This is a genomic window from Euzebyella saccharophila (assembly GCF_014855495.1).
GTDB lineage: Bacteria > Bacteroidota > Bacteroidia > Flavobacteriales > Flavobacteriaceae > Euzebyella > Euzebyella saccharophila.
On record NZ_JACYFJ010000002.1, the window covers coordinates 171,025 to 194,046 of the forward strand.

Consider the following 23,022-nt stretch of genomic DNA (forward strand, 5'->3'; position numbering starts at 1 on the left):
TTCTAAACTTAGAGAACAAGATTACGCCATCATGGGCAGTCAAGATACCTCAAAGCGATTATTGATTAACGGAATCACTTACTTCTGAAATGCCTCCCAATCCTTAAAAACAGGTTCATAGCCTTGTTTCCTTATGACATCGGCTATAGTTTGGGTGGGCCGTTCATCGGAAATTTCAAATTGTTCCAATGATTGTGGCGCTACACTATACCCTCCGGGATTGGTCTTACTTTCCGCAGAAATACTTGTAATACCCAGTTTGATGATGTTGTTTCGGAAGTTTTCACTTTCACGGGTACTCATCGAAAGTTCTACATCTTCATCTAAAAGTCGGTATGCACAAATGAGCTGCACCAAATCGGCATCGGTCATTTCCAATTTTGGTTGTACCTCTCCTTGATGTGGCCGGAGTCTGGGGAAGGAGATGCTGTACTTGGTTTTCCAATAGGTTTTTTGCAAATATTTAAGGTGAAGCGCTGTGTAAAAACTATCCACTCGCCAATCTTCCAATCCGTAAAGGGCGCCAATACCAATTTTATGTATTCCGGCCTTTCCTAGTCGGTCTGGCGTATCCAACCGATAATTGAAATTGGATTTTTTTCCCTTGGGATGATGGATTTTATACGTGGCTTCGTGATAGGTTTCTTGGTACACCAGCACAGCATACAATCCGGCATTGGCCAATAATTCGTATTCTTCTTGGTCCAATGGCTGCACTTCCATGGAAATATTGGAAAAATAGGGTTTCAATAGCTCAATGGCATTTTTGATAAAGGAAACCCCAACCTTTTTATTCGCCTCCCCGGTCACCAATAGAACATGGTCGTAGCCCAACTTTTTAATATGTTCCGCTTCTTGAATAATTTCCTGATCAGTAAGGGTTTTTCTGGGGATTTTATTGGTCATGCTAAATCCGCAGTAAGTACAGATATTCTGGCATTCATTGGAAAGGTAAAGTGGCAGGTACATCTGCAAGGTATTGCCAAAGCGTTTTTTGGTGAGCTCGTGACTTCGTTGGGCCATTTCCTCTAAAAAGGGAGCCGCAGCGGGCGAAATCAGGGCTTTAAAATCGTGCAGGTCCATTTTCTCTTTCCTTAAAACAGCCGCTACTTCCCGCTCCGTTATTTTGTAAATGTCGCTTTCTAGGCTATCCCAATCGTAATTGTCAAAAGTGTTTCTAAAAGACATTTATTAGGTGTTTAAAAAGGAGGTCAAGGGACTACTGGCTTCGGCATGTTTTCTTTCAGGAGCCAATTTTGCTTTGTAGGCTATTCTACCGGCTTCTACTGCCATTTTAAAGGCTTTTGCCATTTCCACTGGATTTTGTGAAACCGCAATGGCGGTGTTGACCAGAACGGCGTCGGCACCCAATTCCATGGCATGTGCTGCATGTGAGGGAGCGCCAATACCAGCATCCACTATGACGGGAACATTGCTTTGTTCAATGATAATTTCAAGAAAATCGGATGTTTTAAGTCCCTTATTACTACCAATGGGTGCCCCCAATGGCATCACGCATTGGGCGCCCACTTCCTCAAGACGTTTGCAAAGTACGGGGTCCGCATGAATATAAGGCATCACTACGAAGCCTAGTTTTACCAATTCTTCAGCGGCCGCCAAGGTCTCTATGGAGTCGGGTAGTAAATACTTAGGGTCCGGGTGGATTTCCAGCTTTACCCAATTGGTTTCGAGGGCTTCACGGGCTAATTGAGCTGCAAATACCGCCTCCTTTGCCATGCGTACGCCCGAGGTATTGGGCAGTAGATGCAAGTGGGGGGCATTCAGATGCACCAGCATATCATCTGCATGATTGCTTACCTCTACCCTTTTGAGGGCTACCGTTACCAATTCACTTTCTGATGCAAACACCGCTTCTTTCATGGTCTGTACACTCGAAAATTTTCCGGTGCCGGTAAATAATCTTGAGTGAAAGGTTTTGTTTGCTATTTGTAAGGTATCGTTCATTTAATTAATTTTTGGGGGCATTCCAGACCTGTTCCTGTACATCAGAACCTTTTAAAAGTCGATGGAAATGCTGAATTTTTGAAAAATCTTTGGTAATCTCACCGGAAACCGCCAAGCCATATACTCCAGTTTTAAGGATTTTTGGGGCATCCTCGAGGGTAATTCCGCCTATGCCAATTACCAGTACTTTTCCGTTGATTTCATTAACTATTCTTTGATATTCCTCTAGCGGAATAATGGGACTCAGGTTCTTTTTGGTAGTGGTGAAGCTAAAAGGCCCCAGCCCGATGTAATCCACTTGTTTTTTTAGTAATGACTGACAGTCTTCCAAGGTATTGGCCGTACCGCCGATGGTAAATGCGTTTCCTAGATGTTCTCGTACCTTGGCCGGGTCTTCATCCATTTGACCTAGATGTACGCCATCCGCTTTCACTTCTTTGGCGATTTTATAATAATCGTTGATAATCAATCGGGTTTGAAAATGGGCCGTAATTGCTCTCGCTTCATGAGCTATTTTTAAAACGGATTCTTCGGATTCATTTTTCATACGGAGCTGAACCAATTCCGCACCGTAGGTACAGGCTTTTTGAATGTTTTGTAAGTGCTCCTCGGGATTGTTTCCTTGAGAAATATAATGGAGTTGGGGTAAAGGCATTTTTTGGTTTTAAAAGTGTTGCTGCATTTCTTTAAAATCGGCCATGGGAGAAGGACTTTTCCATATTCCTCCCATTAATGCCGCTCCGGAATAACCTAATTTTTGTAGCTTACCAATATTCGATTTATCGATACCACCAAGACCGATGACCTTCTTAGAAATAGAGTTTACGTCAAACTGTTTTCCTCTATAATTTTCCTTCGAAATGGAAGTAAATACCGGACTTAAAAATTGATAATCGAATGCAATTGGACATTGCTCAAGCACCGAAATATCATGAAATGAAGTGCTTGATGTTTTATTTTTATCTATTTGAAAATCAATTGTTTCAGTCGTTTTTACAAACCTATAATTCAAATGTATTTTGTTATCGGATAGCAACTGATTCCGCGTTCGTTCCGGAAAATGGATTCCCTTTAAATCAAACTTATTAAGCAATTGGTAGTGTTCATGTATAACTACCTTATGATGATATTTTTCATCTAGTTGGGAGAGGTATTTTTCATAGTCTCCTATACTCCTTTTTGGTTTCCGAAGGTGGAAGCACTGCAGACCTTCCTCAAATAGTTGGTGAAGGAGTGGCAGCTCATTCGGTATATCATTTTCTGGAGAAATCAGTACAATCATTTTGATTTAATTAGAGGTACACTTCCGAGCCTTTGTCCCTAAATTCCTGTGATTTTTCCTCCATCCCCATTTCAACAACCGTTTCTTCATTCACCTTGTTTTTAGCTGCGAAATCCCTCACTTCCTGTGATATTTTCATGGAACAGAATTTGGGTCCGCACATGGAACAGAAATGTGCAATTTTGGCTCCGTCCGCCGGTAAGGTTTCGTCATGGTATTCCCTCGCCAATTCCGGATCCAGTCCTAAATTGAATTGGTCTTCCCATCGAAATTCGAATCGGGCCTTGCTCAAAGCATTGTCCCGGTGCTGTGCACCAGGGTGACCCTTGGCCAAATCTGCTGCATGGGCCGCCAATTTATAGGTGACCACCCCTGTTCGCACGTCTTCTTTGTTGGGTAAGCCCAAATGCTCCTTGGGTGTTACATAGCACAACATGGCACAGCCATACCAGCCAATCATGGCGGCACCTATACCTGAAGTAATATGGTCATAACCGGGGGCAATGTCCGTAGTTAAGGGGCCCAACGTGTAAAATGGAGCTTCGTCACATACTTCGATCTGCTTGTCCATATTTTCTTTGATCATGTGCATAGGTACGTGACCGGGACCTTCAATAAAGCACTGCACCTCGTGCCTTCGGGCAATTTGCGTCAATTCGCCCAGCGTTTCAAGTTCGGCAAATTGTGCTTCGTCATTGGCATCCGCTACCGAACCGGGCCGCAGGCCATCCCCAAGCGAAAAGGAAACATCATACTGTTTCATTACTTCGCAAATTTCCTCAAAATGGGTGTAAATAAAGTTTTCTTTATGGTGCGCCAAACACCATTTAGCCATAATGGAACCGCCTCGGGAAACGATACCCGTTACCCGTTTGGCCGTCATGGGCACATAACGCAAAAGTACCCCAGCGTGAAGCGTAAAATAGTCTACGCCCTGCTCTGCTTGTTCAATAAGGGTATCTTTAAATAGTTCCCAAGTAAGGTCTTCAGCAACTCCGTTTACCTTTTCCAAGGCTTGATAAATAGGCACGGTACCTACGGGAACAGGGGAATTTCTAATAATCCATTCCCTGGTTTCGTGAATATTCTTGCCTGTGGATAGATCCATAATATTATCTGCACCCCACCTACAGGCCCAAACCGCCTTTTCCACCTCCTCTTCAATGGAAGATGTGGTGGCGGAATTTCCAATGTTCGCATTGATCTTTACCAAGAAATTGCGGCCTAAAATCATTGGCTCCGCTTCTGGGTGGTTGATGTTGGAGGGAATTACCGCACGACCACGGGCAACTTCTTCCCGAACAAATTCCGGAGTTATTTTCGATGGAATGGCAGCACCAAAACTTTCGCCTTGGTGTTGTTGGGATATTTCGGTCATTTCATCAATGCGTTGGTTTTCACGAATGGCGATGTACTCCATTTCCGGGGTGATAATTCCTTTTTTGGCATAGTGAAGCTGGGTCACGTTTTTACCTTTTTTTGCACGAAACGGTTTTTTTAAATGGGCAAAACGCATATGATTTAACTCAGAATCGTTCAAGCGCTTGTTACAAAATTCTGAGGTAAAACTGTCCAATTGTTCTACGTCCCCCCGTTCTAATATCCAAGGAAGTTTTAAGCGTTCCAGTCCTTTGTGAACATCAATTTCTTGATTGGGGTCCGTATACGGTCCGGAAGTATCATACACCGTAACCGGTTCATTAGGTACCAGCTTTCCGGTAAGGGAATCTTTGGTGTCGCTCAAGTTTATTTCTCGCATGGCCACTTTGACCTGTGGATGCAATTTTCCCTGAACATATATTTTTTTGGAATTAGGGAATGGTTGTCTAGAGATGACATCCTTCTTAGGTGCTGTATCTTTGCTTTTCATATTTATAGTATTGGGATTGGAAAACTTGTTCAATCAACTGTTGACTAGGATATTATCCGCCCTGAACTGCTTGAATAACCAATAATTGGTCATTATTTTTCAACAATTGGGAAGACCATTCAGATTTCGGAATAATTTGCTCGTTGATGGCCACGGCTATGCCGGAGGAAGGCGTGCGCGAATTTTCCAAAACTTGTTGAAGGCTCGTATTTTCAGGCACTTCCAACTTCTGTAGGTTCATTGTTATCGTTATCATACAGTATAGATTTTGTTGTAACGATAAGGGCTTGAAAATATCTTTGAACTAAAAGCGACCGTGTAGAAAAAGAGGTCACTTAAATGAAAAGGTCGTAAACACCCATTACAGAATGTTTTTCAACTTTTCCCTTCGGCGGTACTAACCGCATCAGGTTCAAAGGGTATGTCTCAGTTCCGAACAGGAACACCCCTAAAGTTTACGTTACAAATGTAGCAACTTTGTTTTGAATAGTAAGAAGAATATACGTTTCTTCTATAAAAAGCTCAAATTAGTGGGAAATTACTCCGCCTTATTGACCCGGACGGCGTTCATTCCGCGTTGGCCTTTTTCCAATTCAAAAGTAACTTTTTCGTTTTCGTTCATTTCAGCGGATTGCACTTGGCTGATATGACAGAAATATTTCTCGTTATTTTCTGAATCGATGATAAACCCAAATCCCTTGGAATGATCAAAAAAGGAAACTTTCCCATTTCTAATAGGGTCAAATTTATCTTCGTCCGTTTCTTCCTTTTTAGGAATGCCCAATACTATTTCCGAAGCATCAATTTCCTCTTCTTCGGTTTTTTCGGGAGGGGTATCGGTAAGATTACCAAATTTATCAACGTAGGCAAAAGGAATGCCTCCGTCCCCTTCTTTGGCTTCGGCCTTTCTGGCCTCTTTCTTTTTTAGCTTTTCTTCACGCTTCTTAAGGCGTTTTTTTTCTTTCTCTCTTTTATTATAAGTCTGTTGCGATTTTGCCATATATATAATTAAGTCTATAATGTAGGATAAATTATTGCAAACTCCGAATTTGTTGCAATAAAAAAGCCTATCCAATACGGATAGGCCCAAAGATATTATATAAAATACTGGTTAAACGACTTTTACGTCTACAGCATTCAAACCTTTTTTACCTTGCTCTAAATTAAATTCAACTTGGTCACCTTCGCGAACCTCGTCAATCAATCCAGAAACGTGTACAAAATGATCTTCATTTACTCCGTCTTCAGTTATGAATCCATAACCTTTAGAATCATTGAAGAATTTTACAGTTCCTTTACTCATTATACTATTTTAATTAATTAATAAGTGGCAAAGGTGATGCTAATTTTTGGATAAACAACCTTTTATTTTACTTATTTTCAATTATTTAAAATTAATAGAACAAGCATAAAATATATTATCTAAAATCTTCCAAAATATCGGAGGTTTCCAAATCGTTTTGAATCGTACTTTTTTGCTCGCGTAAAATTACCCTTACCCTTGCTGGAACCATAGTTTCAGCCAAAACTTCGTTATATTCCTTAAGGGCACTTTTATCACCTCTTACAGCTTCCTCAAGCATGGCTTCATCATTATCCCCTGAAAAGAAGGCTTTTACATCCATCCAAGACCTGTGGACAGCACCAGAAGTAGTTCCTTCAATTTTTTCATTTCCCAATTTTAATTCGGGTACCGCATTTTTTAATTGCTTTAAAAACTGCTTTCTATTTTCTATGCGGCCTAAGAAATAACTTTTAGTACTTCTTTCCTTAGAGTTTTCAGCGGCTTTCTCAAATCCCTTAATAGCATCCTCATTTTTATCTACTACTTCCTGTAAGCTTTGTTCAATACTTTTTACATCTGCATTCATTCTATTATCTGGTATTAAATTTGTAATTCGTTTTAGGCAAATTACTCTATCACAAAGAGAATGATGGATGCAATAGCAGAAATGATTGACGAGAATAGAAGGCTTGGGAATTTTACGGAAATTATATCAGTTTTTAAATCAATTGAGACTTCACTATGCATAAAATGCATGATTTGGTTAGTTTAGCTTCTTATGGTTCCTTTCACGAAAACCTTTTGGACTTATTGCACTTCAAAATCACCATTAGAGCGAATGTAAATAACCGTTTCTGTATCTGTACTTAAACGTGGTGAAGCGTCATATTCTGCACCAAAATAAGACCCGGCTTCCAATACATTTTTAGCATCTTTTTTAGAAAACTGATGGGTTACTTTACCAGAAATAACCACAGCTCTAAAGTTTGGACTTAAATTTTTAATACTTCCTTTAAAACCAGCTGGTAATTTTAATAGGGTTGCTCGTAACTGATTGGCATTATGGCTTCCCCATAAAAAGGCAATTTCTACCTTACTCTTTTCTGAAACCCACTCCATATCCTTGGCATGCAACCATACAAGGTTAGATTCATCTATATTGATTGGTCGCTCCCCATTGTCAAATGCCTCTTCTGTAGGTTTCACTAAATACGGACCTTCTTGAATATCTAAAAAAGCCATATTTTCTTCCCCATCTGCAGCGGTTACGTGTCCTTCACCAGCAGGCTGCTGCCAATAGCTCCCTGCAGGCAACCACATTTCTTCAGCTTTTGGGTCATCATTATGCAACAATCCTTTAATCACTACAGCACGGTAAGTTATATTATGAATATGTGGTGGTGAGGAAAAACCTTTGTTGAACTTCACCAAAAAACCAGAAGGTTCATTCTTGGTACGGTCGCCCCATAATTGCCCTGCAGCCGGACTTTTATCGCCTCTGGCAGGATTTAACCATCCCCAATCTATTTGGTCTTGGGTTACTACCTCGTTTTTACTTTTTGCGGTGTCTGTTGTGGGGGTTTGTGCAGTAGCCGTTATTGCTAAAGCCAAGGCAAAAACACCTGATATGAACTTTTTCATTTTTTCTATTTCCATGTTATTATATCTGTCTTTTCCCTTCTTACTTTGGGAAATTCCGGGTCTGCTTTTCTATAACCAAAGGCGGCCATAAATGCTAAACCATATTTGTCCGTATCAATACCAAATTTGTCTTTTAGTAAGGGTTCTATATCCGTTTGATGAAACCCTTCTATTGGGCAACTATCTATACCTACCAAAGCAGCAGATGTCATCATATTAGCCAAGGCGATGTAGGTTTGCTTGGTGGACCAATCGAATAATTTTTTATCGGTATCCAAGTTAAAATCGCGCTCCTGAAATTCTCTGTAGAACTTGGAATACATTTCTACCACATCTGCTGGAAATTGCTTCACTTTATGCATCATATCATCTATATACTCTGCATCGTGTTTTACCATAGGGGCTTTCATTGCCAACCCTAACACAAAGTGGCTTGCCGTATCTAATTTTAAAGGCGCACCCCAAGCAAAAGGTTTAAGTGATTCTCGCAATTCTTTGTCTTGTACCACTACAAAATGCCAAGGCTCAAAACCAAAAGAACTGGGTGATAAATGTGCCGTATCTAAAATAAATTCAAAATCTGCATCTGATATTTTCTTAGTGGCATCAAACTCTTTGGTGGCATGACGAAAATTAAATGCTTGTAAAATGTCTTCTTTTGCTATTTGTGTTTCTTCCATTAGATAGTTAATTTTTAATTTGATACAAAGGTACATGTACCTAAGCGGGTATATTTGGTATGAAAAATGGTAAATGATGTATTTTTAAAGGTTTTGATTCACCATAATATGTTGATTTTGCAGTAATTGATTTATCTTTGATATAAATTTTAAGTAAAATGAATGTTATTCACACTTATAAACCTTTTGAAATACAAGAGTTGAGATTGGCCGAGTGGAAACAAAGGCCTGTAAAAAATAATTTTTTTGAGCTGGTGTGGGTCCGAAATGGGACTGGAACACAGTGTATTAATTATAATGAACAAGCCTATTCTAAAGGAGATATATTTCTACATCCACCCTTAAAATGTCATTCTTTTACCGTGGAAGAGCCTACGACTTTTGTCTTTCTCAAGTTTTCCGATTCCTTTTTTAAGCAAGTGGGTGGAAGCTCTATAGATAGAAATGCTTGGTTTGATGAGGCTTCTTATATTCTATCCAATTACAACCAACTGCCCGGGAGTGTTATTCAGTCTGAAATTGATAGGCAACACATGGAACGTCTGATAGATATAATCCTCCAGGAAGCCAGGAACCAGACGGAAACTATTAACGGGCTTATCACCAGCCTTATGACCGGCATTTTGGAACTATTGATGCGCAATATTAAAAAGACTATCTATTTTGAATCCATCAAAGATCAAACGGACGACCGGATTGTAAGGATGCTTCAATATTTGAATGAACATATTGGAGAGCCCGATCAATTAAAAGTAGAGATTTTGGCGGACCTCTTTTCTATGTCGCACACCTATGTGAGCGAATACTTTAGAAAACAGGTGAATATGTCCCTCAGGGAATATATTATTAAGGCAAAATTAAAATTGGTAGAAATTAGGCTATTACATAGCGATAAAACGCTTACGGAAATTGCAGATGAATTAGGTTTTACAGATGTTAGTCACCTATCCAAAACCTTTAAAAAATATGTTGGGATTTCTATTAGGGATTTCAAAAAAGAGGGGGAATACCGCATGCTAACGCGAAATGTTTGCACCGCTGCGGCCACTGCATAAATAGGTTTGCGCGATTTTACCTATCGTTGATTTCAACAAGTTTATCCTCGCTCCATTCCCCACCGGCAACTAAATCCCCATCGGCATCAAAGAATTGACCGTTTCCACTACGCTTGTCTTCTTTCCATTGACCGGTGTATTTTTCTCCATTTGGCCAATAATAGGTACCGAAACCGCTACGCTTATCGTTTTGATAGGTACCTACATAATATTCGCCATCAGGCCAATAAAAAGTACCCTCTCCCTGTCTTTCATTGTCTTTCCACTCCCCTTCGTACCTACTTCCACTGTCCAAAACGGCAATTCCAAAACCGTTGGCCTTTCCGTTTTTTACTTGGCCTACATAATGCATGAAATTTCCTTTTTTACTTTTAAATTTTAAGTATTCACCATACGCCTTGTTTTGGAACTGACTCTTTAATCTAGCTAATTGAACACGGGTCTTTTCCAAGGTAAAGTTGATGGAATCATATCTACGGAGTTCTTCGGATGAAGTCAATTGCTGATTGGGCAAACTGTCCAATGCAGCCTTAAGGGAATCTTCTTTTCTTGAAGGGCTTCTTTGTACCTTGGCAAGTTTTTCAGCTAATGCAATTCGTAAAGGGATTCTCATTTTGTTCTCCTTTTCGGCACTCAGGTTTTCGGAATAGGACTTTATAGCGGTATCATAATCGCCTTCAAGAAGAATGGAATCCAATTGAGCTAATTTCTCATATTCCATAAGTTTGGAAACGGCAACTTCCTGTTGTTCCTTCGAGTCTTTCAATTGCTTGTTAAGACTGTTGGATTTTGTGAAAAAGTAAACGGAACAAGCAGTTGTTACGGCCAATGCCAAGAAAAAAATTGGGTATTTTAGTTTCATAGGTATGGTAATGTTACGTTCTTAGATACGTGTTAATCATCTAAATGGACGTCCGGAAGCTTGTTTTTAACCCTTCTAAAGTCCGGCGAATAGTACATATGAAAACGCATGGTCCATGATTGTTTGTAATATCCCCCGTTCGCCAAATCCTGACCTTGGGAGTACATTAAACCTGCAGCAAAGGTTAGTCTTGGAGTGGCAATATATCCCAACGTGGTAGTTAAACGTAAGTCTTCCATGGGGCTATCCACCACCGCTTTACCACTTTGCATAATCAGTTCTGCCTCTGGGGAAACATAAATGGTATGCGGCTTAAGTTTGTGGCTGTTCAATGGTACTTTGGCACGGAACATATAACGCCACCTGTTTCTAAAGATATATTTACTGTTTTCCTCAAAACCCTGTGTCCACCGGTGTTCAATACGAATTCTGTGGTAAATCATGGCCGTGTATAGCGGTTGTGCAAATTGGTATTGGTGCCAAATACGCCATTCCGGTACTACATTTCTATCTTCAGAATCCTCATCAGTATTAAAATTGATACGTACAACCCCACCGAGACTAAAATTGGTCTTCTTGGAGTAAATGTACCCTATGGCATGACGGTTATATATTTGTCCTACTTGGCCAATAAAGGGCGTGTTTTCCGTTTCCTGAAATCTAAAATGTGTTTGCGCATCCCAGAAAAAGCGCTTTCCAATCCTAATATTTCCATACGTGTTGAACCAAACTTTGGTAGTTGGGTCCTTGTATTTGGAATATGGAGGTAATTCTACTTTTTCTTCGTCTTCCTGCGCCCATAAGTTACCAACGGCAAGGCAAATAAGACATACGGACCAAATGCTACTGCGTATCTTACTATTCATGCGTTGAATCTTTGGAGGTTACTTCCTGTTGTAATAATTGAATGATTTTGAGCGGGTCCTTTTCGCGCTTTAATTTTCTTTCTAGTTTTTTAGTGTTTCCTGCCCTTAAAATTTCCATTCTATGGTTCACAACTTCTATTTGGGACATCAATTCTTCCGCATTCGTACATTGGATTTTTTCAGCACTTTTTATAAAAAAGGGAATAAGTTCATTTTTGTAGGCCGATGTAATTCTTTTTTTCACATCTTCCTCCATCACCGTAGCCATAAAGGGATTCCAAACTGCATCTTGATATAATCTTTCAATATCTTCCCTGGCTGATGGTAGGGTGATCAACTTGTCCGAAAGTATGTGCAGTGTACCTATACAAGCCTTTAGGTCATTACCAAAAGCCAATTTTTCTTCTGCGTTGCCAAGTGCAGCATATTCGGCTAAAGAATCATCCGCCAATTTCTTTATATGTTTGAGCGATGGAAGGTATTTTTTTGGAAGACTGTCCCTACTTGCGTCAATTTTACTAACGAGGCTATCATTTAGTTGAATGAGGTCTTCTTCCAACCCGTTTAACGCTTGTAACCTTGCCTCATTGGTAAGTCTATCTGAAAGGGAACTTTTAATTTCCGTTAAGCTTTGTTTTGAAAACGCTGCTAATTGCTGAAGTGTTTCGGTAGTAGGCTCCTTAAAATTAAATGTGGAAGCATTGGTGGGTTCAAATGTTCTTGTAGTATTGAGACTATCTACGCTTACCGTTATTTCTTTTGTAGGTATTCCCTCTTTCCATAAGGAGGCGAGCAGTTGTTCCGTAGGTATATTGCCTACAATTCCCTGCTTGTACATTTTGTTCACTTTCCCCAGCGGCTTTAAATACTGGGAGTTGATTCTTTCTGTCACCTTAAACTTGTAAAGGGCATCCGCATCAGAACGTTTAATGATATTAAGATGGCTGTTTTTAAGAAGTTCATCAGCAATTTCTTTGGCAACCTCATAATCTTTCTGCATTTGAGCCAGGTACCCTTGTTGAACGGAATCCAAAGGGTAGTGAGGTACTTTTGCAAGAATTCCTGGTGCTAGATTGGCTTCACCCAATTCATTGAGAAGATGGTTCATTTTTTTGTAATACCCCGCATTCTCCCTAATCAGGGCTCCTATTCCCGTTTGCAATCTTTTAACATGTTCTTCTGGAATGGTGACCCTAAGCACCTCTATAAACGATGCATCTAAGGGAATGGTTTTAAGTACCCCCTTATTTTCAAATACCGGAATTTCATAAGTATTTCCTTCAGAGGAAAAAATAATTGATTTTAGTACGCCTTCCTCAAAAATCCAACGTTCTGTATTCTCAATTTCCAGAGATTCATACGACTCCCATTCATCGTGCGCCAAACCGTTTCTTAAGGTTCTACCTACCAAGGCGGTTGCCTTGTTTTCCATCTGAAAACTTTGTTGGGGAGTGCCCTTTTTAAAGTTGATGTTGCTTTTGAACAAGGTCTGTTCTATTTCTGAATCCTTTATAACATCAATTCGGTATTCCCAAGGGCCATCTGGCACTCCACTTTGCAAGGTGCCACTACCCTGCTCTTGGGTACCACTGATCAGCACCCGGTATTCATAGCCAACCAAAGTACTTTCACTATTGGATTTAAACTTACCGAACTGAAACTGCCAAGGTCCGTTGGCCTTGTTCTGTTCAAAGGCTCCCGAAAAATTAAAGGAAGTATCGGCTTCGTTCAAAAGTGCTCCTAGATTGGTGCTGGTAAGTTCAAAAGGGCCATGGTAAATGGTATCCTGTTCGTTAGTAATGTATTCAAAGGTGGCTTGGCCTTCGTAGTCACCTAAGTTAAAGGGACCTAGGTATTGTTCCTTTTCCTGAGCATATAAAATACAACCTAAGAAGAGCAACAAAAAAATGGGTGAAAGCCGTTTTGGAAAATAATTCATCCGGCAAGGGGTATATGATGTTTTGTATTTGCTTTAACATACGCAAATCAGTCCCTTATGGATTTCTAAAACACTGTTTTTATGATATCAGGAAGGCTTTTGAATGAAATTTGAGGATTTGTTAGGGGAAGTAATATTTTGATACTAAGTTAGAAATCTAGCAGATGACTTTTGTGAGAAAAGTTGAATTGTTGACGTACTTAATCTTTAAATCGTTGCTGGTATTGACTGGGACTGGTTCCCTTAATCCGTTTGAACATTCTGTTAAAATAGGAACGATTTTTAAATCCGCAGGATAGAAATACGTCCGTTAGGTTCATTTCATCGTTGCTTAAGAGCTCGCTTGCCTTGGCAATACGTTCTTGATTGATAAAATCTACCGGTGATTGTCCCATTTCCTGTTTGAACTTTTTATAAAAGTTACTTTCGCTCATATACGCCTTGTCACTAAGCTCTTTAACTGTTAAGGATTGAACTAGGTTTTGTTTGATATATTCAATAATGTAAGCAAAGCGATTATGGCTTGACAATTCCTTGGAATTGTTTGCATAGGCCTTTCTTGTATTGGCCTGTAAAATTCTAATAATCAACTCCTGTAACATATTGGATACAAAAAAGTCCTTGGAAGGGTGTTTTTCTGCATACAGATAGACAATTCTTTGAATTATTTTATGAAGACCGGGGTCGTTGGTGAAATGAAAATTATAGTCCAGCAAATCCCATTCGTCCCCTTCTACCTTGCCCATTTGTTCATTCATCAATTGCGCTACCCTTTGAATACGGTCCTCCCCTATCTCCAAAGCCAAGCACCGGGTAGGAGATTTTTTAGTGGAATCGGGAAAGTCTATGGACATAAGTTCATCTGCCGGTAAAATAAGGGATTCACCCGGGAGAAAATCAAAGGACTGCATATCCTTTAAATGCATGATTTTCTTTCCCTCTAACATACTTGCCAAAACGGGAGACCCAAATTTTAACTGTACCAGTTCTGCTTTTTCATGTGTTTCAAAGATATGAACCGCAGAGTCCTTTAGCTCATAGGTGGTTTTATTCTCCACCACATCAACAAGTTTCCTGGTGGCATAAAATGACTTAGGTAATTCCATAGGTTAAATATTTCTAAATCAACATAATCGAGTGATATTTTTTGTAATTTAATGAAATTGGTTGCTTCAATTTACGAAATTCATAAATTTTGATAGGATAGTTCATTTGATTGATAGAATTGTACTATCAAAACCTACTTGAATCCTAGTAACTTGGAGCTCAGTTATTTATTAATTCATCAACTTAAATTTACAGAATATGAGCGACGTAAGCACTATTAAGAAAGAAGAACTGGTAAAACCTAGTTTTAAGAGCAAGTATGACAATTTTATAGGTGGTAAATGGGTAGCACCTGTAAAAGGGCAGTATTTTGATAATGTTTCTCCGGTGGACGGAAACAGTTTTACCAAGGTGGCCCGTTCTACGGAAGAGGATATAAACCTTGCCGTAGATGCCGCATGGAAAGCGGCTCCTGCCTGGAACAACAGTTCTGCAACGGAACGAAGCAATGCATTATTAAAAATAGCGGATGTCATTGAAAAGAATTTAGAAAACTTGGCCCGAGCAGAAACATGGGATAACGGAAAAGCCCTTAGGGAAACACTGGCGGCGGATTTACCCTTGGCAGTGGACCACTTTAGATATTTTGCAGGGGTCATTCGAGCTGAGGAAGGCAGTGTTAGTGAATTGGATTCCACCACCATTTCAATGAACGTAAAAGAGCCCCTGGGCGTGGTAGGGCAGATAATTCCTTGGAATTTTCCACTTCTAATGGCTACTTGGAAAATTGCTCCTGCTCTTGCGGCCGGTAATTGCGTGGTTTTAAAGCCCGCAGAGCAAACTCCGGTGGGGATTATGTTATTGATGGAACTTATTGATGGTATCCTACCGGATGGGGTATTGAACGTAGTCAATGGTTTTGGTGTAGAAGCAGGCAAGCCATTGGCCTCCAATCCTAGAATAAACAAGGTGGCATTTACGGGAGAAACTACTACCGGGCAGCTAATTATGCAATATGCTTCTAAGAATATTGTTCCGGTAACTCTGGAGTTAGGCGGCAAGAGCCCTAATATTTTCTTTGAAAGTATTATGGATGCCGATGATGATTTCTTTGATAAATGTCTGGAAGGTGCGGTCATGTTCGCTTTAAATCAAGGGGAAGTTTGCACATGTCCCTCAAGAATCTTAATTCAAGAGAGCATTTATGATCAATTTATAGAAAGAGTGATTGAGAGGGTGAAAGCCATTAAAATGGGGCATCCCTTGGACACAACCACTATGATGGGTGCACAAGCCTCCAACGACCAGTACGAAAAAATCCTTAACTACATTTCTATAGGTAAGGAAGAAGGTTGTGAGGTACTGGCAGGTGGTGAAGCTGCGTACAATGAAGGACTAGAAGGTGGTTTTTATATTCAGCCTACCCTTTTAAAAGGAAATAATAAGATGCGGGTATTTCAAGAAGAAATTTTTGGGCCTGTAGCTTGTGTAACTACTTTTAAAGATGAAGCCGAGGCATTGGAAATTGCCAATGATACGCTTTACGGACTAGGTGCTGGTGTTTGGACGAGGGATACCCACCAAGCCTATCAAATTTCAAGACAGGTAAAAGCCGGACGTGTTTGGGTCAATTGCTACCACTTATATCCTGCCCACGCACCGTTTGGAGGATACAAAAAATCTGGAATTGGTCGTGAAAACCACAAAATGATGTTGGACCATTACAGACAGACTAAGAACATGCTTATCTCACATGATAAGAATGCATTAGGATTCTTTTAATATGGTAGAAAGGGTACTAATAACAGAGGCCGCGAAAAAGGTGGTTGATCAGTTAAAGGAACAACATGGGGAACTCATGTTTCACCAAAGTGGTGGATGTTGTGATGGGTCTTCCCCCATGTGTTACCCAAAAGGAGAACTTATGCTTGACTCGAGCGATGTGCTTCTAGGGGAAATCCATGGCTGCGATTTTCATATGAGCAGAGATCAATTTGAGTATTGGAAACATACCCAATTGACCGTAGATGTGGTTACAGGTAGAGGTTCCAGTTTTTCCCTTGAAATTCCTTTAGGTTTACGATTTGTCATCAAATCTAGGATTTTTAAGGAAGAAGAACTGACTCAACTTGAAGCGTTGTCTTGATCACCATTAGAATACTGTTAGTTGATTGTTTGTAAAAACAGTTGCAAAAAGGTCCGGGATTTTTTCCGGACCTTTCGCTTTTTAATAAATTCTTTAAATGGATATGGACTCGCCCACATCTAGTAATATCAATTCTTTCTGGGCCTTTGAGAAGGTGTCCTTAGCTGAAGTTTTATCAATTTTGGTGAAAGGAAAAACATCGTAATGTACTCCTAAAACTCTATCACATTCTACAAAATTGCTGGCGTGTATTGCGTCATCAATTCCCATAGTTACCACATCTCCAAGAGGTAGAATCGCCAAATCTATTTTTTTATACAGCGGAATAAGTTTCATATCCATAGTTAGAGCGGTATCCCCTGAAATATAAATACTCTTGCCATTTGCCGTTATAACAAAACCTCCAGGGTTGCCACCATAGCTTCCATCAGGAAAACTGCTCGTATGAATAGCATTTACGTATTTGACTTCACCAAAATCAAATGTTCTAATGCCGCCTTGGTTCATGGGCATGGCATTTAAGTCCTTTGAGGCATAATGGCTATAAATTTCAAAGTTACTTACTATAGTGGCACCTGTGTTTTTTGCAATGGCTTCGGCATCTAAGGTGTGGTCAAAATGGGCATGGGTCAAGAATATAAAATCGGCCTTAACACTATTGATGTCTATTTTGTCTTTAGAAAGTTCGTTTTCAGTGATAAAAGGATCCACTATGATATGGGTTTCCCCTATTTCAATTGCCAATGTATTTTGACCGTAATGTGTTATTTTCATTTTACTTAATTTAATGTTTTAAGGAATTTAATACCGCTTTTAAATTACAAAGGTTTTGAGAAAAAGAAATCTTCTTCCCAAAACCTTTTTTAAAAACTAGTTATAGTAATTACATCTTTACTTTCATCACGGATTTTGCATTTACAAATTCTCGAATCCCGAATCCGCCGTGTTCCCTACCGTAACCGGATTCTTTTGTGCCACCAAAAGGCATGTTGGGTTGTGCCAACCCAAAAGAATTAATAAAGACCATTCCCGTGTCAAAATACTTTTTAGCCATTTCAAAGGCTTTTTCCTCATTCTTGGAAAAAATGCCCCCGCCCAAGCCGTATTTGCTGTCATTGGCAATTTTTAGGGCATCGTGATTATTTTTCGCTTTAATCAAGGATGCCACCGGACCAAAAAGTTCATCATCATAAGCGGGCTGACCAGGTTCAATATTTTCCAAAATGGTTGCAGGATAAAAGAATCCTTTTTTTTCTGGAATAGTACCTCCCAACAAAACAGTCGCTCCTTTCTCAACACTTTCAACTACTTGATCGTGTAGTTTATCCCGTAAATCCTTTCTTGCCATGGGCCCAAGATCTGTAGACTCATCGGTCGGGTCTCCCATTTTTACATCCCTCATTGCTTTTATGAAGGCCTTTTTAAAATCATCGTAAAGTTCCTCTACCACTATAAATCGTTTGGCCGCTACACAGGTTTCCCCGTTGTTATAAATCCTGCCAGTTACACATGCTTGTACCGCCAACTCTAAATCTGCATCGTCAAAAACAATATAAGCATCATTACTTCCAAGCTCCAACACCGTTTTTTTAAGAACTGCGGCAGCCTTTTCTGCAACGATTTTACCTGCTTTGGGGCTACCTGTAAGCGTTACACCCCTTACCAAATCGTTTTTGATAATCTCATCGGATTGTTCATGGTCAATTATCAATACGCTAAAAAGATTTTTAGGCAAGCCAGCTTCCTCATAAATTTTTTGAAGCAGTAGGGCAGAACCCGTAACATTTTCTGCATGTTTAAGCAAAACCCCATTTCCGGCCATTAGGTTAGCAATGGAATAACGCACGGCTTGATATGCAGGAAAGTTCCACGGCTGTATACCATAAATAACCCCAGTAGGTGAATAACTGATGACTCCCTTGCCCCCTTCCGGCAAATCTCTTTCTTCATCCTTTAAAATTTCCTGACCTTTTTGAGCCGTATATTTGCAAATAGCAATACACAAGTCTATTTCCTGTGCTCCCTGTTTGCGTGTTTTTCCCATTTCATCGGTCATTAAGCGAACAAATTCATCTTTGTGTTCTCCTAATTTGGCACCAATATTTTTGATGATTTCGGCTCGATGTTCCAAGGATTGCAATCGCCAATCCCTAAATGCCCCGTGGCAATTCGCCACGGCCTTTTCAGCTTCCAACATCGTCATATATTCGTACTCTTTTATTTCATCTTCTGTAGTTGGGTTTAACAAAGTAAAACCGTTCACTAGTGTATCTGTGCTCATATTTTGTGTATTATTTATTTGGAATTAGCTCCCTGGTTTTTGCTTCATAATCTAAATAGCCTTCCTTTCCGGGAGTATAAAAGGTATCTTCATTCCATGGACTTGTCTCTACATTTTGTCTAAATCTACCAACCAAGTCCGGATTGGAAATATATAGTTTACCGAAAGCAACTAAATCGGCATCACCGGACTCCACTACCCTATTGGCCTTTTCTTGGTCGAATCCTGCATTGATCATGAGTGTACCATCATACATTGGTCTATAGCGTTTAGCAATTTCAGTTTCGGCGTATTCGATATCTGATACGTCATTAAAAGGTTCCGACAAGTGTATATAAGCCAATTGATAGTCAGAACTAAGCTTTTGAATTATATAGTCGAAAGTAGGTATGGTCTCCTCGTCCATGGTCATTCCAAAAATATTATGGAGTGACGGATTGAACCTTGCCCCAACTTTACTCTGGGGTATTTCATTGATTATTGCATCCAACACTTCAAAGAAAAAACGGGCCCTATTTTCAATGGAGCCCCCATATTCATCCGTTCTTATATTACTGGTTTTATTAAAAAATTGATGAAAAAGGTATCCGTTGGAAGAGTGTATTTCCACTCCATCAAAGCCTGCTTCTATCGCATTAATTGCCGCCTGTACAAATTCTTTTTGCGTCTCTTTGATTTCTTCAATGGACATTTCTTTTGGAGTCACGGTCTGTTTGTTGCCCTCAGGGGTAAAAACTTCTGCTTCCGGATTAATAGCAGATGGTGCCAAGGGTAAATCCCCGTTGTGAAAATCTGGATGGGATATTCTACCTACGTGCCATAATTGTGCAAAAATTCTACCTCCGGCACGATGAACAGATTTTGTTACCTTTTTCCAACCATTTACTTGTTCTCGACTATGTATTCCCGGCGTATTGATGTATCCTATACCTCTTTTAGATACCTGAAGACCTTCTGTAATGATCAAGCCTGCAGTAGCCCTTTGGGTATAATATGGTGCATGTAAATCTTCGGTTGGGGCGTTGTGCTCGTTGTTTGCCCGGCTACGGGTCATTGGGGCCATCACTACTCTATTTGGTAGTTTTAATTCGCCCATTAAATAATCATTCAATATAACTTGCTCTTTCATATTATTTTATTTTAAGAACAAGTTAGCCGAAGTATGTAAGAAGAAAAGCCTCTAAAAAGAAGCTTTTTGACGTTATTGTAATTGTATACAAGCGTTATTTTTCCAATGCAGCTACATTGCCCTGGTAATCAATGTTAAATCTTTGATTGCTCATAACCTGAACCGTTGTTCTTAAATTGGGAAATAAACGAACGGTTACTTGATATGTCTCTGATTTGTTTCGGATTTCAAAATTATAGGTGTGAACTCCTTTTGAGTCATCTCTTTCATATTCCCAATCTTTAGCCACGTCCTTAAATACGATGCCTCCATCATTATTGTTATAGCCTCCACCCATTTGGCGCTCCCCAAAATAAGATAAGTTGGCAATAGCACTATCCCCTTTAATTTCTAGTTGATTATTTCCACCGGATAAATAAATTTGGCTAGGGGAACTGCCCGGAGGGAATAATCCCGCATTTGCAAGGCTTTGCATACTATTTGTCATCATGGGCATTGCTCTATCAAGAGTTATCACAAAACGTTTTTCTGCAATCAAACTATCCAAAAGCTGTGCACTTATAGATTGTTGGGCAATAGTAGATTTTGAGGTTGTACAACTGAAACAAAGAAATGATAGTAAAACTCCTAAAAAGCTTAAAAAATACGGTATCCGAAGCATACTATTAAGATACAAATAAAAAATCCACCAGTTCAAAAGCTGGTGGATTATCACTATTGAAATTTATTATAGTTGATCTAAGGCTTCACCAATGAGTACTTCGCCTGTAATAATTTCAAATACGGCATCATTGGCAGTATCGTCATGAAGTGCACGTACTAACGTCTGTGCAACATCTTCTCTTGGGATATCACCTCTACTTTCAAGAATCTCGGCTAATTTTATCTTACCGTTACCTGTTTCATTATTCAAGGTTCCCGGCCTAACAATCGCATATTTCAAGCCACTATCCTTTAAGTATTCATCTGCATTATGCTTGGCTTTCAGGTAATCAACCAGTTGATCCGACTTTTCGGGATGTTCTGCTCCAATGGAACTCAACATCACAAATTTTTTCACTTCATTTGTTTTTGAGGCGTCAATTAATCTTTTGGCACCTTCTTGGTCAACCGCCTTTAAATTTTTACCCTTGGAACCTGCTGCAAAAATTACCTTGTCCACACCCTTTGTTGCGTGCGTTAGGTCATTTTCGAGGTCTGCCACTACCGATGTGACCCCCTTACTCTTAAATCTTTCTGCCTGTTCCTGATTTCTCACCATGGCTATTGGTGTGAAATATTGGGATTCTTTTAATAAACTTATTATTTTTTGTCCTGTGGTACCGTGAGCACCAGCTACTAGTACTTTTTCCATTATCTTTTAATATTTATTATTTACAAAGCTAAGCCGAGAAAAATGGCTTCAATGCCACAGAAAAAATAAATCTTAACGGATGCGAAAGATTGTTTGCCGGATGATGGTTTTATTTGATAATTTATACCAATAGCTTATCTTCCTATAAAAAATTCAAACCAATGCTGACCAGTGAAGAAATTGATTTCCTAGAAAAAAACGGTTATTTGAATTTGGGACCATTGTTAACCCCAGAGGAAGTAATAGCCGTCAATAATAGAATTACTGAATTATTGACCGACGAAGGTGAAAATGCGGGAAGTGAATTAGCCGATTCCAAATATATTAGGCACCCGAAGGAAGAAGGAGCCGATAGACTGGCCGATCTGGTAAACAAAGGAGAAGTATTTGATGTGTTTTATACGCATCCCAAAGTTTTAGCCGCTATGGAGGCCGTTCTGGGACAAGAGTACAAACTTTCATCGTTGAATTACCGAGCCGCCAAACCAGGAAAGGGGCTTCAAAAATTGCATGTTGATTTTAAAAATGCCGTAGCCGAAGGAGGATATAAGGTTTGTAATTCCATTTGGCTTTTGGATGACTTCACAAATTTTAACGGTGCAACAAGAATTGTTCCCGGAACCCATAAACACAGCCAATTACCCGATGAGGTTATGAAAAACCCGTTTGATACTCATCCTGAAGAATTGATTATCAACGCCCCTGCAGGTTCTGTGGTAATTTTTAACTCTCATGTATGGCATGGGGGAACTACCAATACAACTGACAAGGATAGGAGGAGCATTCATAGTTACTTCTGTGCCGACGATCAACCGCAACAGGTAGACCAGAGTAGGTATTTGACTCAAGAAACCAAAAACAGAATTAGTAAAAGGGCCTTGGAGATATTGAATGTTTAATACTATCCTTTTCTAAGTCTCACCTTAATATGAATCTAATTATCATTGGCCATATACGCCGGAATGCGGAGTTCTAGTCTTTTGAGTCCCTCAGTCTAAAAAATAGATATTGCTGTAAAAAAGAAAAAGTATTTTCAGTGGATATGAAATCAATCACATTCACTAAAAATACTTATTTTTTTTACTGATATTTTACTAAAGTAAAAAGTCTTTAATAAAATCGGCAATAAAGTAAGTGAAATGGGAATTCAATTCCCAATTTGAGTTACCTAAGTCTCTTTTCAATTTTTTTCTTAATGGCAGTAAGTCTTTTCATGACATCCATTAAGGTTTCATCTTTAGTATTTTTGTAAACTTCATTGATGGAAAGAATTAATTCTTTGGCCTCACGAGATGCATTAATTCTATCACTGGTGGTCATACCAGACCACTTTCTGTTTTCAAAATCTGCAGCTCTGTTAAGTAAGTCCATATGCGTAGTCGTTTTAATGTGCGTATACAAAATTTTAGTACATGCTTTTAATAAAAATGCAAGGTACAAATTGACATTTTCTCAATTAATATCTTTAACAAATGTTTAAATATGTTGACAACAAACTATCATTTGTAATCGATGACGCCCGAGTAAAATGTTTGAATTGTATTTGTTGAAGGTGATTTATCGATAATTTATTCAATAGCACGATGTTTGCAAAAATAAGCTTCTTTAATTTGTAAATTA

The 23,022-nt window shown here is 39.4% G+C and carries 25 protein-coding genes and 1 riboswitch; of the genes, 4 read left to right on the forward strand and 21 right to left on the reverse strand.

All coding sequences use genetic code 11. The annotated features are described in order from the left end of the window. Positions 1–78 precede the first annotated feature (78 nt). From thiH to IL355_RS07195, 11 genes are all read right to left on the reverse strand, one after another. The gene (thiH, locus tag IL355_RS07145; RefSeq protein WP_192461496.1) at positions 79–1,188 is read right to left on the reverse strand and encodes a 2-iminoacetate synthase ThiH; all 1,110 of its coding nucleotides are present in this window, start codon (positions 1,186–1,188) and stop codon (positions 79–81) included. Positions 1,189–1,191: 3 nt separating this feature from the next. Continuing rightward, positions 1,192–1,965 (reverse strand): thiazole synthase, encoded by a 774-nt coding sequence (locus IL355_RS07150; protein WP_192461497.1) that lies wholly within the window; start codon positions 1,963–1,965, stop codon positions 1,192–1,194. Positions 1,966–1,969: 4 nt separating this feature from the next. Continuing rightward, complete coding sequence (gene thiE, locus IL355_RS07155) at positions 1,970–2,620, reverse strand: thiamine phosphate synthase (protein WP_192461498.1); 651 nt, start codon at positions 2,618–2,620, stop codon at positions 1,970–1,972. 9 nt (positions 2,621–2,629) lie between these two features. Beyond that, a complete protein-coding gene (locus tag IL355_RS07160) occupies positions 2,630–3,247 on the reverse strand; it encodes a thiamine phosphate synthase (RefSeq protein ID WP_192461499.1) in 618 nt (205 codons plus the stop codon). A gap of 10 nt (positions 3,248–3,257) precedes the next feature. Beyond that, the gene (gene thiC / locus IL355_RS07165; protein WP_192461500.1) at positions 3,258–5,117 is read right to left on the reverse strand and encodes a phosphomethylpyrimidine synthase ThiC; all 1,860 of its coding nucleotides are present in this window, start codon (positions 5,115–5,117) and stop codon (positions 3,258–3,260) included. Positions 5,118–5,169: 52 nt separating this feature from the next. Next, on the reverse strand, positions 5,170–5,373 hold the full coding sequence (gene thiS, locus IL355_RS07170) for a sulfur carrier protein ThiS (protein ID WP_225621147.1): 204 nt from the start codon (positions 5,371–5,373) through the stop codon (positions 5,170–5,172). Between the two features lie 110 nt (positions 5,374–5,483). Next, positions 5,484–5,577, reverse strand: a riboswitch (TPP riboswitch). 78 nt (positions 5,578–5,655) lie between these two features. Continuing rightward, the gene (locus IL355_RS07175; protein WP_192461501.1) at positions 5,656–6,117 is read right to left on the reverse strand and encodes a cold-shock protein; all 462 of its coding nucleotides are present in this window, start codon (positions 6,115–6,117) and stop codon (positions 5,656–5,658) included. A 111-nt stretch (positions 6,118–6,228) separates the two neighbouring features. Next, positions 6,229–6,420: a cold-shock protein gene (locus IL355_RS07180; protein WP_192461502.1), complete on the reverse strand. Its 192-nt coding sequence runs from the start codon at positions 6,418–6,420 to the stop codon at positions 6,229–6,231. A gap of 115 nt (positions 6,421–6,535) precedes the next feature. Then, positions 6,536–6,988: a ferritin-like domain-containing protein gene (locus IL355_RS07185; RefSeq protein ID WP_192461503.1), complete on the reverse strand. Its 453-nt coding sequence runs from the start codon at positions 6,986–6,988 to the stop codon at positions 6,536–6,538. Between the two features lie 221 nt (positions 6,989–7,209). Then, entirely contained in the window at positions 7,210–8,043 is an 834-nt protein-coding gene (locus IL355_RS07190; RefSeq protein ID WP_192461504.1) for a DUF4437 domain-containing protein, read from the reverse strand. A 5-nt stretch (positions 8,044–8,048) separates the two neighbouring features. Beyond that, complete coding sequence (locus IL355_RS07195; RefSeq protein WP_192461505.1) at positions 8,049–8,723, reverse strand: NAD(P)H-dependent oxidoreductase; 675 nt, start codon at positions 8,721–8,723, stop codon at positions 8,049–8,051. A 158-nt stretch (positions 8,724–8,881) separates the two neighbouring features. On the opposite strand from IL355_RS07195, the gene IL355_RS07200 reads away from it, so the two are divergent. After that, the gene (locus tag IL355_RS07200; RefSeq protein ID WP_192461506.1) at positions 8,882–9,778 is read left to right on the forward strand and encodes an AraC family transcriptional regulator; all 897 of its coding nucleotides are present in this window, start codon (positions 8,882–8,884) and stop codon (positions 9,776–9,778) included. A gap of 16 nt (positions 9,779–9,794) precedes the next feature. On the opposite strand, the gene IL355_RS07205 is transcribed toward IL355_RS07200, so the two are convergent. The 4 genes from IL355_RS07205 to IL355_RS07220 form a co-directional block, all read right to left on the reverse strand. Further along, positions 9,795–10,640 carry an MORN repeat-containing protein gene (locus tag IL355_RS07205; RefSeq protein ID WP_192461507.1) on the reverse strand — a complete coding sequence of 282 codons (846 nt, stop codon included), beginning with the start codon at positions 10,638–10,640 and terminating at the stop codon, positions 9,795–9,797. 32 nt (positions 10,641–10,672) lie between these two features. Continuing rightward, complete coding sequence (locus tag IL355_RS07210) at positions 10,673–11,506, reverse strand: DUF2490 domain-containing protein (protein ID WP_187457251.1); 834 nt, start codon at positions 11,504–11,506, stop codon at positions 10,673–10,675. Next, positions 11,499–13,445, reverse strand: a complete 1,947-nt coding sequence (locus IL355_RS07215) for a hypothetical protein (RefSeq protein WP_192461508.1) — start codon at positions 13,443–13,445, stop codon at positions 11,499–11,501. Before IL355_RS07215 ends, IL355_RS07210 begins: the two co-directional genes overlap by 8 nt. A 200-nt stretch (positions 13,446–13,645) precedes the next feature. Further along, complete coding sequence (locus tag IL355_RS07220; protein ID WP_192461509.1) at positions 13,646–14,551, reverse strand: AraC family transcriptional regulator; 906 nt, start codon at positions 14,549–14,551, stop codon at positions 13,646–13,648. A 199-nt stretch (positions 14,552–14,750) separates the two neighbouring features. Here IL355_RS07220 and IL355_RS07225 point away from each other — a divergent pair, with 199 nt between their 5' ends. Both IL355_RS07225 and IL355_RS07230 read left to right on the forward strand, forming a co-directional pair. Continuing rightward, positions 14,751–16,274 (forward strand): aldehyde dehydrogenase family protein, encoded by a 1,524-nt coding sequence (locus IL355_RS07225; RefSeq protein ID WP_187457248.1) that lies wholly within the window; start codon positions 14,751–14,753, stop codon positions 16,272–16,274. 1 nt (position 16,275) lies between these two features. Next, positions 16,276–16,638: a DUF779 domain-containing protein gene (locus IL355_RS07230; RefSeq protein ID WP_192461510.1), complete on the forward strand. Its 363-nt coding sequence runs from the start codon at positions 16,276–16,278 to the stop codon at positions 16,636–16,638. Between the two features lie 93 nt (positions 16,639–16,731). Here the strand turns inward: IL355_RS07230 and IL355_RS07235 are convergent, their stop codons facing one another. The 5 genes from IL355_RS07235 to IL355_RS07255 all read right to left on the reverse strand — a co-directional run bounded on the left by IL355_RS07235 (position 16,732) and on the right by IL355_RS07255 (position 21,402). Next, complete coding sequence (locus IL355_RS07235) at positions 16,732–17,412, reverse strand: metal-dependent hydrolase (protein ID WP_192461511.1); 681 nt, start codon at positions 17,410–17,412, stop codon at positions 16,732–16,734. 109 nt (positions 17,413–17,521) lie between these two features. Beyond that, a complete protein-coding gene (locus IL355_RS07240) occupies positions 17,522–18,919 on the reverse strand; it encodes an NAD-dependent succinate-semialdehyde dehydrogenase (RefSeq protein ID WP_192461512.1) in 1,398 nt (465 codons plus the stop codon). Between the two features lie 10 nt (positions 18,920–18,929). Further along, a complete protein-coding gene (locus IL355_RS07245) occupies positions 18,930–20,048 on the reverse strand; it encodes an alkene reductase (RefSeq protein ID WP_192461513.1) in 1,119 nt (372 codons plus the stop codon). Between the two features lie 94 nt (positions 20,049–20,142). Further along, the gene (locus IL355_RS07250) at positions 20,143–20,709 is read right to left on the reverse strand and encodes a DUF4251 domain-containing protein (protein ID WP_192461514.1); all 567 of its coding nucleotides are present in this window, start codon (positions 20,707–20,709) and stop codon (positions 20,143–20,145) included. A gap of 66 nt (positions 20,710–20,775) precedes the next feature. Continuing rightward, positions 20,776–21,402, reverse strand: coding sequence for an SDR family oxidoreductase (locus IL355_RS07255; protein WP_192461515.1), 627 nt, complete (start codon positions 21,400–21,402; stop codon positions 20,776–20,778). Between the two features lie 161 nt (positions 21,403–21,563). On the opposite strand from IL355_RS07255, the gene IL355_RS07260 reads away from it, so the two are divergent. Beyond that, entirely contained in the window at positions 21,564–22,301 is a 738-nt protein-coding gene (locus IL355_RS07260; protein ID WP_192461516.1) for a phytanoyl-CoA dioxygenase family protein, read from the forward strand. Positions 22,302–22,566: 265 nt separating this feature from the next. Here the strand turns inward: IL355_RS07260 and IL355_RS07265 are convergent, their stop codons facing one another. Further along, a complete protein-coding gene (locus IL355_RS07265) occupies positions 22,567–22,773 on the reverse strand; it encodes a hypothetical protein (RefSeq protein WP_187458963.1) in 207 nt (68 codons plus the stop codon). Positions 22,774–23,022 lie beyond the last annotated feature (249 nt).

Coding starts and splice junctions, on each gene's coding strand:
- IL355_RS07235 (WP_192461511.1), bottom strand. CDS start 17,412: ATGAAAATAACACATTACGGTCAAAATACATTGGCAATTGAAATAGGG.
- IL355_RS07205 (WP_192461507.1), bottom strand. CDS start 10,640: ATGAAACTAAAATACCCAATTTTTTTCTTGGCATTGGCCGTAACAACT.
- IL355_RS07250 (WP_192461514.1), bottom strand. CDS start 20,709: ATGCTTCGGATACCGTATTTTTTAAGCTTTTTAGGAGTTTTACTATCA.
- thiE (WP_192461498.1), bottom strand. CDS start 2,620: ATGCCTTTACCCCAACTCCATTATATTTCTCAAGGAAACAATCCCGAG.
- IL355_RS07220 (WP_192461509.1), bottom strand. CDS start 14,551: ATGGAATTACCTAAGTCATTTTATGCCACCAGGAAACTTGTTGATGTG.
- IL355_RS07180 (WP_192461502.1), bottom strand. CDS start 6,420: ATGAGTAAAGGAACTGTAAAATTCTTCAATGATTCTAAAGGTTATGGA.
- IL355_RS07190 (WP_192461504.1), bottom strand. CDS start 8,043: ATGAAAAAGTTCATATCAGGTGTTTTTGCCTTGGCTTTAGCAATAACG.
- IL355_RS07225 (WP_187457248.1), top strand. CDS start 14,751: ATGAGCGACGTAAGCACTATTAAGAAAGAAGAACTGGTAAAACCTAGT.
- IL355_RS07230 (WP_192461510.1), top strand. CDS start 16,276: ATGGTAGAAAGGGTACTAATAACAGAGGCCGCGAAAAAGGTGGTTGAT.
- thiH (WP_192461496.1), bottom strand. CDS start 1,188: ATGTCTTTTAGAAACACTTTTGACAATTACGATTGGGATAGCCTAGAA.
- IL355_RS07175 (WP_192461501.1), bottom strand. CDS start 6,117: ATGGCAAAATCGCAACAGACTTATAATAAAAGAGAGAAAGAAAAAAAA.
- IL355_RS07265 (WP_187458963.1), bottom strand. CDS start 22,773: ATGGACTTACTTAACAGAGCTGCAGATTTTGAAAACAGAAAGTGGTCT.
- IL355_RS07195 (WP_192461505.1), bottom strand. CDS start 8,723: ATGGAAGAAACACAAATAGCAAAAGAAGACATTTTACAAGCATTTAAT.
- IL355_RS07255 (WP_192461515.1), bottom strand. CDS start 21,402: ATGGAAAAAGTACTAGTAGCTGGTGCTCACGGTACCACAGGACAAAAA.
- IL355_RS07150 (WP_192461497.1), bottom strand. CDS start 1,965: ATGAACGATACCTTACAAATAGCAAACAAAACCTTTCACTCAAGATTA.
- IL355_RS07260 (WP_192461516.1), top strand. CDS start 21,564: ATGCTGACCAGTGAAGAAATTGATTTCCTAGAAAAAAACGGTTATTTG.
- thiC (WP_192461500.1), bottom strand. CDS start 5,117: ATGAAAAGCAAAGATACAGCACCTAAGAAGGATGTCATCTCTAGACAA.
- IL355_RS07245 (WP_192461513.1), bottom strand. CDS start 20,048: ATGAAAGAGCAAGTTATATTGAATGATTATTTAATGGGCGAATTAAAA.
- IL355_RS07210 (WP_187457251.1), bottom strand. CDS start 11,506: ATGAATAGTAAGATACGCAGTAGCATTTGGTCCGTATGTCTTATTTGC.
- IL355_RS07200 (WP_192461506.1), top strand. CDS start 8,882: ATGAATGTTATTCACACTTATAAACCTTTTGAAATACAAGAGTTGAGA.
- IL355_RS07240 (WP_192461512.1), bottom strand. CDS start 18,919: ATGAGCACAGATACACTAGTGAACGGTTTTACTTTGTTAAACCCAACT.
- IL355_RS07185 (WP_192461503.1), bottom strand. CDS start 6,988: ATGAATGCAGATGTAAAAAGTATTGAACAAAGCTTACAGGAAGTAGTA.
- IL355_RS07215 (WP_192461508.1), bottom strand. CDS start 13,445: ATGAATTATTTTCCAAAACGGCTTTCACCCATTTTTTTGTTGCTCTTC.
- IL355_RS07160 (WP_192461499.1), bottom strand. CDS start 3,247: ATGATTGTACTGATTTCTCCAGAAAATGATATACCGAATGAGCTGCCA.
- thiS (WP_225621147.1), bottom strand. CDS start 5,373: ATGATAACGATAACAATGAACCTACAGAAGTTGGAAGTGCCTGAAAAT.